Genomic DNA, 14,095 nt, shown 5'->3' with positions numbered 1-14,095 from the left:
CGTCGAGGATTGAACGAGGGAACAAAGGCAACAAGCCGCGGTTTGCATCAGACGGCGCTGATATTTCGATCCGTGCGCCGCAATCCTGGTCTTGGAACGATCCATGCCCGCGTCAGACGATGTCCCTACCGCCAATTTTTCTCCACGGCCGGAACGGCGTTATCCGGTCGGAGCCGAGTGTCTGGGTGCTGGCGTATCCTTCCGTGTCTGGGCGCCCGCGCAGGATAGCGTCAGCGTTCTTCTGGCCGACGGGCGCATGCATGCGATGCTTGCCGAGCCGGGCGGGTATTTTCGCATCGATCTCGACGGCATCGGTCCCAGCACGCTCTATCGGCTGCGTCTCGGAAGCGAGGCGGAACCGGTGGCCGACCCGGCTTCCCGCTATCAGCCCGAAGGACCCGACGGATATTCGGCGGTCGTGGATCCGCGACGGTTCGCGTGGACGGACGATGGATGGCGGGGCCTCAAGGCTCAAGGCCAGGTTCTCTACGAGATGCATATCGGGACCTTCACGCAGGAGGGCACCTATGCGGCCGCCACGGAGCGCCTCGGCGTCCTAAAGGACATCGGTGTCACCTGCATCGAGGTCATGCCGCTGAACGAATTCTACGGAGCCTTCGGTTGGGGCTACGACGGGGTTCTGCCTTATGCACCTACCCGGCTCTATGGCACACCCGATGAGCTCCGGTCCTTCATCGATACGGCGCACAGGCTCGAATTGGGCGTGATCCTCGACGTCGTCTACAACCACCTCGGCGCCGGCGGGCGTTTCAAGGCCTTCTCACCGGATTACTTTACCGAACGCTACTGGAATGAGTGGGGTTGCTCGATCAATTTCGACGGCGAGAACAGTGCCGGCGTGCGCGCGTTCTTCGCCAAAAATGCCGCTTACTGGATCGACGAATATCACTTTGACGGGCTGCGGCTCGATGCGACACAGGCGCTGAACGACGCAAGCGATGAGCACATCATGGCTCTTGTCGCGCGGGAGGCGCGTGCGGCGGCAAGGAGCAGGTCGATCTACCTCGTTGCTGAAAACGAGCCGCAAGATACGCACCTCGTGCGACCGCGCGACCGGTCCGGTTATGGACTGGATGCGCTCTGGAACGATGACTTCCATCATTCTGCAATGGTCGCGCTGACGGGCAGAAGCGAGGCCTATTACCATGACCATCGCGGCAGGGCGCAGGAGTTCGTGTCCTCTGCGAAATACGGCTATCTGTTCCAGGGGCAGCGCTACGACTGGCAGGATGCGCCGCGCGGGCAGCCCGGCCGCGACCTCGCGCCTGAGACCTTCGTCCACTTCCTGCAAAACCACGATCAGATCGCAAATTCCGGAAGCGGCTGCCGCATGGACAGGCTGGCCTCACCCGCAAGGATGAGAGCGATCACCGCGCTCCTGCTTCTGGGACCGCAGACACCTCTGCTGTTCCAGGGACAGGAGTTTGGGGCCTCCAGCCCATTCTTCTACTTCGCAGACCAGGCCGGCGGTCTTGCCGAGATGGTTCGTGAGGGCAGGATCGAGTTCCTCAAGCAGTTTCCCAGCCTGAGCGATGATGCGTTCGCCCGCTGGATGCCGGCGCCGGCCGACCGCGCGACATTCGAGCGCTCGAAGCTCGACTGGTCGCAATACAAGACGAATACCCACATCGTCGCGCTTCACAGGGACCTGATCGCGTTGCGTCGCGAAACCTATGTTCTCGCGCAGGGCGCATGTAGCCGCGTGGATGGCAGCGTTCTCGAACCCTCTGCGTTCCTGCTCCGACATTTTGCGCGCGATCCGAAAGACGAGCGCCTTTTGGTGGCCAATCTGGGGCCGGATATCGCGGTCGACAGCATAGCGGATCCGCTGCACGCTCCTCCGGAAGGCATGCAGTGGGCACTCGTCTGGTCAAGCGAGAACCTTGTCTACGGCGGCGGCGGAATACGCCCGGTCGACCTTCAAGGGCGCTGGACGCTCGGCGCCGATACAGTGCTGTGGTTCGCACCTGTGGTGGCCGAGCGGCGGGCAATGCCGGATCGCGAACGGCTCGTCGCATGGCAGAGCCAGATTTCCAACGGGTGCCGGTTGGATATCGCCGGAGCCGGTGAACGATCAGCGCCGGGCAGCGCTCGCGACGACCGATAGCGACAGGCTGAACGCGTCGCGTTCTCGCTGCGCGGGACCTCATCGCGTCCGGAGCCTCCGGGCATGTCGTCGGAAACATAGGCGTTGATCCGCAGTACATCACCCTTTGACGCGGGGGGTATCATATCGGCTTCCTCAGTTGGCACCGAGGCGCGCGCCGATGGCATTCATCTTGTCGATTTCCGCTCGTTGGCCGCGAGTGATCTCCTCGCACAGTGTCATTAATTCAGGATCGCTCAGCGCGGCGTTTCTGCACATGAGGATCGCGCCCGAATGGTGCGGGATCATCGAGGCGATGAACTGTCGGTCGCCGACCAGCGCCTGGATGCGCGTGGCGCCGAATGCCGCGACGAACAGAACGAAGAAACCGGCAATGAGAAGAACGTTCGCTGTCCGGTTCGGATACATGCCGCTCATTGTGGCCAACATGAGAATCCCCATCGGCGCCACCATGGTGAGCGCCATGTAGAGCATATTGATATTGTTCCTGAAATCACCCCATCCGTCGATCATCGAGAACATGACGAGGTACATGACGGCCGCGCTGAGGAGCATATTGACGGCGAAGGCGGCATAGGGATGCCGGTGCGTCCAATGACCTGTCTGGTGATGTCTATCTTGCATTGAACACTCCTTCACCGCCGCTCGCGTCTCACCGCATGGCTTTCTGTTGCGGGCCGAGGTCACTCCACCGGAACCTTGCTCGGGCGGCATTTCGATGGGGGCCTTGTCGCAACGGAGCGGGTGGCCTTGAGCGGCTGCTCGCTGGGAGCACGAATAAAACGAGCAGCCGCTCACTGGAGCCGGCGGTTCACAAGGAGAGCGCCGGCTTGCCGGTAGGGACGTCAGGACCGGCCTTCGCTAACCTCGAACACGCTAAACTGTTCCAGACTGCTGTCGATTTGAGAATGGCTGGAGACTACGCTGATGGGGTGAACGGCGGCACCACGTACTTGCGCACACCGAAACTGCCCAAACAGCTGTCACGATCTCGGACCTCCCACGACGCACGGCTTAGAGTGCGAGAAGCCGTGCGATCAGCGCCACGTTGTCGACGGGCTTTTGGAAAGAGGGCAAAGCACGATACCGTTGAGGGATGTCATCCGGTTCGTAGCCGCTCACGAACACCGTTGCGATATTCCGTTCGAGGAGACCGTCGATGAAGGGGTAGACCATCTCTCCCTGCAAGTTTATGTCCAGAATGGCCGCGTCTCCGGCCTGAATATGCGATAGGACCTCAAGTGCATGGTCGAGATGCGCGACCGGCCCAAGAACCCGTGCGCCGGCCTCTTCGAGGCAGGCCATCAGCTCGGATGCTGTAAAATATTCGTCTTCCACGAGCAGGTATGTCCGCTCCGAGAGGGGAAGAGAAGACATGGTTTTCCCCGCTTAGGCTTTCGGCCGATCAAGTATGTTCAAGAGGCATATGCTTATCTGGCAGGATGTCTGGGCGCTCCTTTACCGGGATCGGGCTTATCGTCACCAGTGTGCTTCTCAGCATCTAGACTGCTCTCAGCGCTGCCGAACTCCATGTCGGTCCGATAACTCTTCTCAGTCTGATTTTTGTTGCCGTGATCCTTCTCGTTCCGGTTTGGTGGCTGTTTCATCTTTGTTGCTCTCCGGGTGGGGCGCCGTCGTCCTTCGGCATGCGCGCGCAGGTCGGCGTTGCCGTCAATCAACGCGCGGAGGTGGCATGCGCCCGGTGTGATGGACTGGATTGTCCTTGTCGCTGCCTACGGTGGGTTTTAGCGTCGCTTCAGAACCAGGTCCGCTGCGAGCCGGAGGTTGTGTGACGATGTTTGAGGTCGCTTCCGGTGCCGCATCCGGCATGGGCTCGCGTTCAACGTCGAGAGCCCTTGGCTCTTCGCTGTTTCTGCTTCCAAGCCCGCCTCGTTGTACAAGTTCGTCATTTTTGAGCTTCGCCATCAGGTACTCCTCTCGTGCTTTCGCTTTCGAACAACAGAAAGAGATCAAGGTTCCGATAATCTTCAACTTTACAGGGATCTGCTTGGGCCGCCGGCCGACGAGTATATTCTGCGGGTTTGCCGAATCCTCTCGACGGTGAGGGAACTTGGCGCCGGGTGGGCGGTTACCAAGCCGCATGCCGCCATCTGCATTCCTGGCGGATGCGGGGGAGAGGTTCCATTGCGCAAGATGCATCCTGAAGAAATTCGGCCACCGGCTTCGCCAAGCCCGGGCTTCGCTGCGCGCCCGGGGCCGGGGCTCGTCGCCGCGCGGCTGATTGCGCGCCTTTCCGCTTCGGAAAGCGATCTGGTCTATGTCGCTTTGGGTGAGACGTCTGCGGCGGGGGTTGCGGAGGCAATCCGCGCGCTTGATGCGGGTGCGAACCTGCTTATGCTATCGCCCTGGGACTGTTTGCCCTATGACCGCGTGTCGCCCACGCGCCACTGCATGGGACGGCGCATGGACACGCTGCGCAGCTGGCTCGAGCCTGTCCAGCATCCTCGTCTGCTGGTCACCTCCCTCGATGCGATGTTGCAGCGCGTGCCGCCCTCCGACGTGATCCGACAGAGCCGTTACAGGCTTGTCGTTGGCAAACGTTTCGATCGCTCCGCGTTTGAAGACTTTGCGACGCGCACAGGTTATAGCGAGGAGGCGATCGTTGACGATCCCGGAGAATACGCGGTTCGCGATGATCTCATGGATATCTATCCTGCCGGCGCTGGCGGCCCCATGCGCATCGTGGTCGATGACAAGGGTATGCTCTCGGAACTGCGCGCCTATGACCCTGCCACACAGCGCACGACGGAGTTGGTCGAAGAGATAGTCCTGGGCCCGGCGTCGGAAGCTTTGGTTAAAAAGGGTTGCGACGTGCGGCCGGACGCCAGACGGATCGACGATCAGCTTCTCGAACTTTATCCGAGCCTAGATACCGTCTTCGATGCTATCGGTAGCGCCCCTATCGCATTCGCGCAGGGCGTAACGGAACGGCTGGAGGCCTACTTCGACATCATCGATGAGGCGCGCATCGCGCGCGCAGAGTTCGATAAAGCGAAGGTCAGCCGCTCTCTCTATCTCGATCGGACGGAATGGGGCACCGCTATGAAGGGCCTTAACGTTTTTCATCTTCTACAAGAGGCCGCACCCGCGCCGCCTCGCTTTTCAAAGCAGGCCGATCCCCGCGGCGCCTTTCTCGATTACGTGAAATCACAGCTGGCTGCGGACCGGCGCGTCGTCATCACCGGGCACGGACCGCGTTTTCGGGGCCTTTGCCGCCGCCTGGAAGCGGGGCTGCAAATCAAGACGCGGACTGCCGGTGGCTGGCAAGAGATCGTGGCGGCGGAGCCAGGCAGTATTCTGACATGTGCGAGCGATCTGGCTGACGGCTTTGCGGAGGCCGAGTTGAACCTCACGGCGATCCCGGCCGCTTATGTCCTCGGCGAAACGGCAACACCAGTGGTAGACAATACCATTCTTGCCGAGCCGGAGCTTCGGCCGGGCGACGTGGTCGTCCATGAAGATCACGGCGTTTCCGTCCTGCGAGGGATCGAAACTGTCGTGACCGATGGCGTAGAATGCGACGTCGCGCAGCTCGAATATCATGGTGGCGCCATGCTGCTCGTTCCCATGCACGAATTCGGCAAGCTGTGGCGGTATGGTTCCCAGGCAGACAAGGTCAATCTGGACCGGCTGCATACCGAGGGATGGCAGAAGAAGCGGGCGACAATCGCCAGGGATATCCGTACGATCGCGCGCCACATGATGCGGTTGGCAAAACAACGCCGGGAGACGCAAGCCGCTACCATCGTCCCGCCGCGCGCAGAGTATGCTAGGTTCATCGCCCACTTTCCGCATGCGGAAACACCCGACCAGCTTTCAGCCGTAGAAGCGGTGCTTGCCGATCTCTCGTCTGGTCAAGTCATGGATCGCCTGGTCTGTGGGGATGTCGGGTTCGGCAAGACCGAGGTCGCGCTTCGCGCCGCGGCAGCGGTTGCGCTATCCGGCGGCCAGGTGGCAGTGGTGGCGCCAACGACTGTGCTTGCCCGCCAGCATTTTTCGGTTTTCAAGCGCCGGTTCGCCGGCACGGGTGTCAAGGTGGCGATGCTCTCTCGTGTCGTCCCGCCGGCCGAGGTGAAGCGCATCAAGGCGGAACTTGCCAATGCGGGTGTTGGAATCGTGGTTGCGACCCACGCCATTCTGGCGAAGGATGTTTCGTTTGCGAAGTTGCAGCTGCTTGTGATCGACGAGGAGCAGCGCTTAGGCGCACGCGACAAGGCCAAGATGCAGGCGTTGGCGCCCACCCTGCACACGCTAGTGATGTCGGCCACACCGATCCCGCGCACCCTCCAGGCGGCGATGGTGGGACTGAGGGAAGTCAGCCTCTTGTCGACGGCGCCATCGAGACGGCGCCCGGTGCGGACGTCGCTTACCGACTTTGATCGCCGCTCGGCGCGCATCGCGCTTTTGCGGGAACATCGCCGGGGTGGGCAAAGCTTTTTCGTCGCGCCGCAGATCGAGGATCTCGATGCACTTCAGGCCATGATCGCCGATATCGTGCCGGAACTGTCGGTTCGGGTCGCGCATGGTCGCCTGCCGGCCGTCGAGATGGACGATATCATGGTGGGTTTCGCTGAAGGGGATGGTGACATCCTGCTTTCGACCAATATCGTGGAAAGCGGGCTGGATGTTCCCCAGGCGAATACCATGTTCATATGGCGCGCCGATCGTTTTGGTCTCGCACAGCTTCACCAACTGCGTGGGCGCGTCGGACGGGGAAGGGCGCAGGGCAACGTCTATATGCTTCTCGACGCCGCAGAGGATGTCTCGGAACAGACAAGGCAGCGCCTGGCCTCTCTCGTCGAACTCGATCGCCTGGGCGCTGGGCTGAGTATCAGCCTTGAAGACCTGGACATGAGAGGCGGCGGAGACATTGCCGGCGAAAGCCAGGCGGGCCATATGAAAGTCATTGGTATCAGTCTCTACCAGCGGCTGCTCGCCCGGGCGGTCCGCGCATTGCGCAAGGAGCCCGCAGATGAGAATGGGGCGGTCGCCGTCAATCTTGGGATCGTTGGGTCCATTCCGGCGGACTATGTCGGCGACGCGGCGATCCGGCTCAACCTCTATGCCAGGCTGCTGAGGGTTTCCTCGCCGCGCGAGATCGACGATATGGCCGAGGAATTCGAAGATCGTTTCGGCGATGTGCCCGAAGCCGTCCTGATCCTGCTTCGGCTTGCGCGGCTAAGGATTGCTGCCGCTTCCTTCGGCATCTCGAAGATGGACGCCGGCCCACGGGCAATGGCTGTCAGCTTTGCCGCAAAGCCGACACGCAAGATACTCGCCGGACTGTCCAAGCGGCATGACCCCGTTCTCCGGGATGGACGGCTGATCTTTGAAATACCGAGCAGCGATGGCTCCCAGCGGCTGACCTTCTTCGAAGGGCTATTGGGCTTGTAGCGCCTCCCCCAAGAACTCAACGCATGAAACTCATCGGCCTGAAAGGAACTTCGGGTCGTTCATTATGTGGTCGATACCCTTCTGCACGTGGCTTGTTATGATCTCTTTTGCGCCATCGGCATCGCGTGCGAGCGCACGTTCGAACAGCAACTTGTGATCATCGACGACCGCTTTGCCCCGGAAACTTCCGGCGAGCATATGATACCGAAGAAATCGGTCGAACACGGACGACAGGCTCTGCAGAAGTGTCGCCGAATTGCTTGCGGCAACGATCGCCCGGTGGAATTCCCAATCGCATCGGACCCAGTCGATGGTTCGGGCGACATCGCCCGCGAGAAGCCGGCGCTCCACGGCGGCCAGCCGATGGTGGGCCGCAACGATCGAGCCTTCCCATTCCAGATCGCCGGCGGCAAAGGAAAGACCGATAGCATGGCATTCCAACACGGTGCGCAGGTCGGCGAGCTCCGTCAGTTCCTGCCTGGACACGGGGCTGACCTCGAAACCGCGCTGCCCTTCCGCAAGTACAAGGTTTTCTGCCGACAACCTTGAAAGGATTTCGCGTAGGGAGGAAATGCTGATCGAGTATCGCTCGCGCGCCTTTTCAAGCTTGATCTTCGAGCCGGGCAGCAGGATTCCCATGATGATATCATGTCGCAACCGCCGGAAGACCGCATCGCTGACGGTTTCGCTGTCGTTTACCCGTTCATGTTCGCCTGAGCGTTCTTCCCGCATGATCAATCCCGAAGGGGCGACTTCTCCGCCAATGCATGTTCCACGCCGCCCTGGATGTGCAGGCCGAGGATCTTCTTCGCCGTGTCCTGGTCGCGCTTGAGGGCGGCGTCGAGGAGCTGCCTGTGCTCGTCCTCGGCGATCTTGCCGCGGTAGGAGAGGGCGACCATCTGGTAACGGAGATATTTATCGAAGACGGCGGCATGGGTTTCCATCAGCAGTCTCGACCCGCAGGCCGAAATGAGTGCCTGATGGAACTCCCAGTCATAACGCTTCCAGGCCTCCGTCTGGCTGGTGTCTCCGCTTGCCATGACCTCTTCCATGCGCGCCAGCTTGTAATGGGCCGAGGCGAGCCGGGCCTCCCAGTCGACGTCGCCCCGGTCGAAGGATTGCTCCAGCGCGTGCGTTTCCAGCAGCAGGCGCAGCGCGGCAATCTCCTTCAGGTCGGTTGACGACATCGGCGCCACGTGAAAGCCGCGTTGGCCTTCGGCAACGACCAATCCTTCCGAGGCAAGGCGGCTCAGGATTTCCCTCAGCGTGCTGACGCTCGTGTCGTAGGCTTCCTTGAGCTTTTCAAGCTTCAGCTTCTGGCCGGGAGAAAGGCGTCCGAAAATGATATCGGCCCGAATGCGCTTGTAGCTGCTTTCGGCAATGGTTTCGGTCGCTAGGTCAGAGGACATGCACGCATCTCGGAGATTTTCTAATTCCTCATACATATTCTATCGGGCGATTGAAACCCGTCTGAAGCAGTCGGGCGAGGCCGACGGCGGGCTGTCTGTCTCACATGTTGTCCCGGCTGGCGTGACAATTCACAGGTTCAAGTCCTCCATTCTGCCATATCGAGCTTTAGTCACCCGCTCTTTGGTGACACGTGCACCCGCACTCAACTCACTGCCGTTGGCGTTCCGGTTCCTTCTCTTCGTGACCTAAAGGTTCACATCGCAATTTTTACAAGCGAACGCTGAAACACGTTTTATCGGAGATTTTATAAAAACTCAGTTGATTTGAAAATAGCCTTATGTCAGCTTTGCTATAGTGTCAGCTGGAGGAGAGCTGGCCGCCCTTTTGCGCTATCAGAGGAGGAGAAGCTATGTTTGAGTTCAAGTTGAACCGGCGCCATGCCCTGTTGGGCGCTGCGGCAATTGTCGCCGCGGTATCATTTTCGCAACCCGCTTCGGCGATCACGCCTGAGGAAATAAAGGCCAGGGGCAAGTTGGTTGTCGGCATTCAGGGCGATAACCCGCCATGGGGCTTCGTCACCAGCGCCGGCAAACAGGACGGTTTCGACGCGGATATGGGCGCCCTGTTCGCCAAGGAGCTGGGCGTTGAGGTGGAATTCGTTCCGCTCGAGGTGAACAATCGTATTCCCGCATTGACCTCCGGGCGTGTCGACATTCTGTTCGCGACGATGGCCATGCTGCCGGATCGCGCCAAAGCCGTGCAGTTCAGCCAGCCCTACAACGCGAACGCCATCGTCCTGATCGGCCCCAAGGACAAATCCATCAAGTCGAACGAGGATATGGCCGGCTTGACCATCAGCGTCGCGAAGGGAGCGGCCCAGGACACGCAAGTGACGAAGAATGCGCCGTCCACCGCCACCATCCGGCGTTATGACGGCGACGCGGCGAGTGTCCAGGCGCTGATCTCCGGCCAAACGGACGCGCTTGGCGGCAACATCTTCTATCTTGACCGTGTCGAGAAGGCCGTTCCCGGCAAGTTCGAAAACAAGCTGGAATTCCAGAAGCTGTACAATGGTGCGTGTACGCGCCTGGGCGAAAAAGAGCTCAACGCCGCAGTGAACGCGTTCATCGACAAGATCAAGGCCAATGGCGAGCTGAAGACGATCTACGACAAGTGGATGAAGGTTCCGGTGCCGGAATTCCCGACCAGCCTCGAAGGCATTCCGTTCACCGCGAACTGAGCTCTAGCTCTTCGTAAAGCCTGAATTCACGAGGCGGCACCGACCAAGGTGCGGGCATCGGCGCCGTTCATCCGCGCGCCGATGCTGCCTGGAGTATGTCCATGACCAACACGATCTTTGTCCTTAACGGCCCCAATCTCAACCTTCTGGGTGAGCGGGAGCCTTCCATCTATGGCACCACGACCCTGCGTGACATCAGGGCCAGATGCGACGCGAAAGCCGCCTCCCTCGGTTTTGCGGTCGATTTCCGCCAGACGAATTTTGAGGGTGAACTGGTGGAATTCGTCCATCAGGCGCGCAAGGATGCGTGCGGCATCATCATCAATCCGGCGGCCTATACATTCACATCCATCGCTCTTCTTGACGCCTTGAAAACTTTCGACGGCCCGAAGATCGAACTGCACATATCCAATGTGCATGCACGCGAGAGCATCTATCACAATTCCCTGATTTCCCGCACCGCGACCGGGGTCATGCTCGGTTTCGGGGCGGCCGGATACGAGTTGGCTATCGAGGCGATGGCAGGTCTGGCAACGCCGTCCTGAAGGGTGCGCCGCAGGAGATGTAATGAATTACACGCTTGATTTCACTCCGGTCCTCGACGGTCTTCCCAACCTTCTCTGGGCCTGCCTCGGGACATTCACGCTGGCCATCTGCGGCATGCTCCTGGCGATCGTCATCGGTATCGGCGGCGTCATCCTGCGACAGTCACAGTTCAAACCGCTGCGTTGGCTGGTGATCGGCTTCGTCGAACTGATCCGCAACACGCCGTTCCTGGTGCAGATCTTCTTCATCTACTTCGCGCTGCCGCTGGCGGGTATCCGGCTCGATCCGACGCCGACCGCCATCATCGCGCTCGGCATCAATGGCGGCGCCTATGCCATCGAGATCATCCGGGGCGGGGTGCAATCCATTTCGAAGGGGCAGACGGAGGCGGGGCTGGCGCTCGGGCTGCACAAGGCCCAGGTCTTCCGCCTGATCATCCTCAAGCCCGCGCTGAGGACGATCTATCCCTCGCTGACGAGCCAGTTCATCCTGCTGACGCTGACAACAAGCATCGCGTCCGCCATCTCGGCTTACGAACTGACATCGGTATCGCAGCGGATCGAGTCCGACAGCTTCCGCAGCTTCGAGGTCTATTTCACCGTGACGGCGTTCTATCTCGTCATTTCCTGGGTGATGATGCGCATCTTCGCCTTCTTCTCCGCCCGCTACTTCAGCTATCCGCTCAGATAGGAGGAAACCGAATGGGACGCGAAGAATTCCTCTTTCTTCTGACAGGGCTGAAATGGACGGTCGCGCTGTCTGCGGTCGCCTTCGTGTGCGGCTGTGTTGCCGGGCTGATGGTGGCCTTGCTGCGCACGTCCGGTGTCGCCATCGTCGAGCGTCTGACGGCCGGCTACATCGCGGTCTTCCAGGGCACGCCGCTCCTGATGCAGCTTTTCGTGGTGTATTACGGCCTTGCCTTGATTGGTATCCAGATGGATGCGTGGGCCGCGGTCTCGGTCGGCCTGACGCTTCACGCCAGCGCCTTCCTGGGAGAAATCTGGCGCGGCTCGATCGAGGCTGTCCCGCGCGGACAGACGGAGGCGGCAAAGGCGCTTGGCCTCGGTTATGTCTCGCGTATGAAGGACGTCGTGCTTCCCCAGGCGATACGGATTTCGCTGCCGGCCACGATCGGCTTCCTGGTGCAGCTCATCAAGGGAACGTCGCTCGCTTCGATCGTCGGCTTCACTGAACTCACCCGTGCCGGCAACATCATCTCGAACCAGATCTTCCAGCCATTGACCGTCTTCGGCATCGTCGGAGCGCTTTACTTCCTGATGTGCTGCCCGCTGACGATCTATGGCGCCCATCTCGAGCGCAAGTTCCTCACTGCCAGCCGCTAGGCCGGCATCCGGCGTTCATGCCGAACCAGGCACCGACCGCTGGAAATTGAAACATGAACACGCCCGGATATCCTGGGGCGGTTCTCGGCCATTGATAACGCTCACCAACCCGCTAATTTTGGAGCGAGGTCAGTTTTCGCGTTTAATGGAAGAGATGATCAATGAGCCAAGCCAAGTCGCAGCCTGAGTGGAGCGCTGAGGAACTCAGGCGTGCTATCAAGTCGGCCGGAGTGGCACTGTGGACCTGGATTATCGATGACGACACATTCGTCATGGATGCCAAGGCGTACGAACTCTGGGATATTTCCCACGAGACGGACCTGACCTTCGAACATCTTTCCGCCAAGGTCCATCCCGCCGACCGGGACCGCGTGAGGGCGGCGTTCGTCGCGACCCGGGCGATCGATGGACCGTTCGAAATCGACTTTCGCATTCTGACGAACGCTGCCGACGTCCGATGGATTTCCGCCCGGGGCGAGGGCAACGAGGGCGATGCCACAACCCAGAAAATGACGGGCACCTTCCTCGATGTCACAGGACGCAAGCAGGCCGAGGAGGGCCATGAGCTTCTTGCCGGCGAGATGAGCCATCGCGTCAAGAACCTGCTCGCGCTGGCAGCAGGCCTCACGAATATCACGTCGCGGTCGACCGACACGAAGGAGGAGATGGCCAAGCAGCTGACACAGCGGCTGACGGCGCTCGGGCGCGCCCACGAACTGGTGCGCCCCCTGCCGGATGGTCAGGGAGAAGCAGCCTTGCTTGGCGACCTCTTCACGGTGCTGTCGGCGCCCTACGACGATGTGGGCGCATTTGCCGGCCGCATCCGTGTGGCCGTTCCGCGTATGGGCTTGGGAGAAAAGTCGGCGACGAGCCTTGCACTCGTCATCCATGAGCTCGCAACGAATTCGCTGAAATATGGCGCATTGTCGAATGACAAGGGATTGCTCGATATCTCCGGCGCGCTCGTCGAAGACGATATCGAGATCGTCTGGAGCGAGCATGGCGGCGCGGATGCTCGCTCGCCACAAGCGATGGAAGGCTACGGAAGCAAGCTTTTGCAGCGCACGATCTCGGGGCAGCTCGGTGGATCGATCAATTACAACTGGGTCGATGGCGGCGTTGTGGTGACACTCCGCATGAAGGAGAGCCATCTTTCAACCTGAAGCGCAGAACGCCTCGCAAGCATCTGCCGCCTCCGCAGTCCTTAGGCAGCTCACTGCACCTGTCGACCACCAGTGCCGCTCTGCGAGAGTCTGCTGGCAAGGGTGGCGTAATGCGTCATCTCGACTTCGCACCATTTTTCGAACTCATCTATCAGTGCACGGCTCGGTGTCCGCTCTGCGTCTATGAGCTGCTGATTTTGCAGATGATTGAGGACGTTGCCGACGTGGGAGCGCGAAACCTGGAACCGCCACGCCAGGCTGTCATACGTCAAGGGGAAAGGAGGGCCTCCGGAGGCTCGGCCGTAATATGCCGCCATGACCGCCACCAGGATAGAATATCCGCAGTCGAATTCGGCCATGTTTTGAACCGTCGGAAACAAGCCGATCGTCGTGCCTTCCTCGAGCACACGATCACCCGAGCGACGGATCAAGATGCCGAGATCGTCCGCCGTCGAGCGAAACCGCGATGCATGAGCGGTCTGGTGGAGCCCGTCGTATGCCTGAAGAAAGGCGATACATGAGCGGCCGACTTCCTGCAGCAACCACAGCGTGGGACGCAGGATGGACTGACGGCTGTCGCCCGAAACCGAGTCGCTGTCGATCAGACCGGCAATTCTCAGAACTTTGACGAGATCGATCGTCTGCCGGGGGCTCAGTCCGGAGACCTCTTTCAGACGCGCCAGATTCGGGATCGCCCCGCAGCCTTCGTGCCACGCATAGTAATTTCGGATCAGCATGAAGCACGCATAGTAGCGCTTGTATTCATTCAGCAGTTTTCGCACGGGCCAGCCAGGCGGGCTCTCATGCGTCATCGTCAAACAATAAGAAGCGATCGCTGATTTCATGGCCG

At 60.3% G+C, this 14,095-nt stretch carries 13 protein-coding genes; 7 read left to right on the top strand and 6 right to left on the bottom strand.

What is annotated here, in order from left to right:
- The first annotated feature begins 103 nt into the window (after window positions 1–103).
- On the top strand, window positions 104–2,128 hold the full coding sequence (gene treZ, locus K6301_RS22325; RefSeq protein WP_247221043.1) for a malto-oligosyltrehalose trehalohydrolase: 2,025 nt from the start codon (window positions 104–106) through the stop codon (window positions 2,126–2,128).
- A gap of 135 nt (window positions 2,129–2,263) precedes the next feature.
- On the opposite strand, the gene K6301_RS22320 is transcribed toward treZ, so the two are convergent.
- The 3 genes from K6301_RS22320 to K6301_RS22310 all read right to left on the bottom strand — a co-directional run bounded on the left by K6301_RS22320 (window position 2,264) and on the right by K6301_RS22310 (window position 4,054).
- Window positions 2,264–2,752 (bottom strand): DUF305 domain-containing protein, encoded by a 489-nt coding sequence (locus K6301_RS22320; protein WP_247222487.1) that lies wholly within the window; start codon window positions 2,750–2,752, stop codon window positions 2,264–2,266.
- Window positions 2,753–3,142: 390 nt separating this feature from the next.
- Window positions 3,143–3,505, bottom strand: coding sequence for a response regulator (locus K6301_RS22315; protein ID WP_247221041.1), 363 nt, complete (start codon window positions 3,503–3,505; stop codon window positions 3,143–3,145).
- A 294-nt stretch (window positions 3,506–3,799) separates the two neighbouring features.
- The gene (locus K6301_RS22310) at window positions 3,800–4,054 is read right to left on the bottom strand and encodes a hypothetical protein (RefSeq protein WP_247221040.1); all 255 of its coding nucleotides are present in this window, start codon (window positions 4,052–4,054) and stop codon (window positions 3,800–3,802) included.
- A 228-nt stretch (window positions 4,055–4,282) separates the two neighbouring features.
- Here K6301_RS22310 and K6301_RS22305 point away from each other — a divergent pair, with 228 nt between their 5' ends.
- Window positions 4,283–7,543, top strand: a complete 3,261-nt coding sequence (locus tag K6301_RS22305; protein ID WP_247222486.1) for a DEAD/DEAH box helicase — start codon at window positions 4,283–4,285, stop codon at window positions 7,541–7,543.
- A gap of 30 nt (window positions 7,544–7,573) precedes the next feature.
- Here K6301_RS22305 and K6301_RS22300 read toward each other — a convergent pair whose 3' ends face one another.
- Together K6301_RS22300 and K6301_RS22295 are read right to left on the bottom strand one after the other, a co-directional pair.
- On the bottom strand, window positions 7,574–8,275 hold the full coding sequence (locus K6301_RS22300; protein ID WP_247221039.1) for a GntR family transcriptional regulator: 702 nt from the start codon (window positions 8,273–8,275) through the stop codon (window positions 7,574–7,576).
- Between the two features lie 2 nt (window positions 8,276–8,277).
- Entirely contained in the window at window positions 8,278–8,952 is a 675-nt protein-coding gene (locus tag K6301_RS22295; protein ID WP_247221038.1) for a GntR family transcriptional regulator, read from the bottom strand.
- A 410-nt stretch (window positions 8,953–9,362) separates the two neighbouring features.
- Here K6301_RS22295 and K6301_RS22290 point away from each other — a divergent pair, with 410 nt between their 5' ends.
- The 5 genes from K6301_RS22290 (at window position 9,363) to K6301_RS22270 (ending at window position 13,245) form a co-directional block, all read left to right on the top strand.
- Window positions 9,363–10,193, top strand: coding sequence for a transporter substrate-binding domain-containing protein (locus tag K6301_RS22290; protein ID WP_134650101.1), 831 nt, complete (start codon window positions 9,363–9,365; stop codon window positions 10,191–10,193).
- Between the two features lie 101 nt (window positions 10,194–10,294).
- Window positions 10,295–10,738, top strand: a complete 444-nt coding sequence (gene aroQ, locus K6301_RS22285) for a type II 3-dehydroquinate dehydratase (protein WP_247221037.1) — start codon at window positions 10,295–10,297, stop codon at window positions 10,736–10,738.
- Between the two features lie 22 nt (window positions 10,739–10,760).
- The gene (locus K6301_RS22280) at window positions 10,761–11,429 is read left to right on the top strand and encodes an amino acid ABC transporter permease (RefSeq protein WP_247221036.1); all 669 of its coding nucleotides are present in this window, start codon (window positions 10,761–10,763) and stop codon (window positions 11,427–11,429) included.
- A gap of 11 nt (window positions 11,430–11,440) precedes the next feature.
- The gene (locus K6301_RS22275; RefSeq protein ID WP_134650104.1) at window positions 11,441–12,082 is read left to right on the top strand and encodes an amino acid ABC transporter permease; all 642 of its coding nucleotides are present in this window, start codon (window positions 11,441–11,443) and stop codon (window positions 12,080–12,082) included.
- 161 nt (window positions 12,083–12,243) lie between these two features.
- Entirely contained in the window at window positions 12,244–13,245 is a 1,002-nt protein-coding gene (locus tag K6301_RS22270; protein WP_247221034.1) for a sensor histidine kinase, read from the top strand.
- Between the two features lie 50 nt (window positions 13,246–13,295).
- Here the strand turns inward: K6301_RS22270 and K6301_RS22265 are convergent, their stop codons facing one another.
- Entirely contained in the window at window positions 13,296–14,090 is a 795-nt protein-coding gene (locus K6301_RS22265; protein ID WP_247221033.1) for a hypothetical protein, read from the bottom strand.
- Between the last annotated feature and the right edge of the window lie 5 nt (window positions 14,091–14,095).

The organism is Shinella oryzae, assembly GCF_023038235.1.
Classification (GTDB): Bacteria; Pseudomonadota; Alphaproteobacteria; order Rhizobiales; family Rhizobiaceae; genus Shinella; species Shinella sumterensis.
This window is presented reverse-complemented; position numbering and strand designations above follow the sequence as displayed.

Bases quoted from the DNA above. Each gene is read 5' to 3' on its own strand.
- treZ (WP_247221043.1), top strand. From the start codon at position 104: ATGCCCGCGTCAGACGATGTCCCTACCGCCAATTTTTCTCCACGGCCG.
- K6301_RS22320 (WP_247222487.1), bottom strand. From the start codon at position 2,752: ATGCAAGATAGACATCACCAGACAGGTCATTGGACGCACCGGCATCCC.
- K6301_RS22315 (WP_247221041.1), bottom strand. From the start codon at position 3,505: ATGTCTTCTCTTCCCCTCTCGGAGCGGACATACCTGCTCGTGGAAGAC.
- K6301_RS22310 (WP_247221040.1), bottom strand. From the start codon at position 4,054: ATGGCGAAGCTCAAAAATGACGAACTTGTACAACGAGGCGGGCTTGGA.
- K6301_RS22305 (WP_247222486.1), top strand. From the start codon at position 4,283: ATGCATCCTGAAGAAATTCGGCCACCGGCTTCGCCAAGCCCGGGCTTC.
- K6301_RS22300 (WP_247221039.1), bottom strand. From the start codon at position 8,275: ATGCGGGAAGAACGCTCAGGCGAACATGAACGGGTAAACGACAGCGAA.
- K6301_RS22295 (WP_247221038.1), bottom strand. From the start codon at position 8,952: ATGTCCTCTGACCTAGCGACCGAAACCATTGCCGAAAGCAGCTACAAG.
- K6301_RS22290 (WP_134650101.1), top strand. From the start codon at position 9,363: ATGTTTGAGTTCAAGTTGAACCGGCGCCATGCCCTGTTGGGCGCTGCG.
- aroQ (WP_247221037.1), top strand. From the start codon at position 10,295: ATGACCAACACGATCTTTGTCCTTAACGGCCCCAATCTCAACCTTCTG.
- K6301_RS22280 (WP_247221036.1), top strand. From the start codon at position 10,761: ATGAATTACACGCTTGATTTCACTCCGGTCCTCGACGGTCTTCCCAAC.
- K6301_RS22275 (WP_134650104.1), top strand. From the start codon at position 11,441: ATGGGACGCGAAGAATTCCTCTTTCTTCTGACAGGGCTGAAATGGACG.
- K6301_RS22270 (WP_247221034.1), top strand. From the start codon at position 12,244: ATGAGCCAAGCCAAGTCGCAGCCTGAGTGGAGCGCTGAGGAACTCAGG.
- K6301_RS22265 (WP_247221033.1), bottom strand. From the start codon at position 14,090: ATGAAATCAGCGATCGCTTCTTATTGTTTGACGATGACGCATGAGAGC.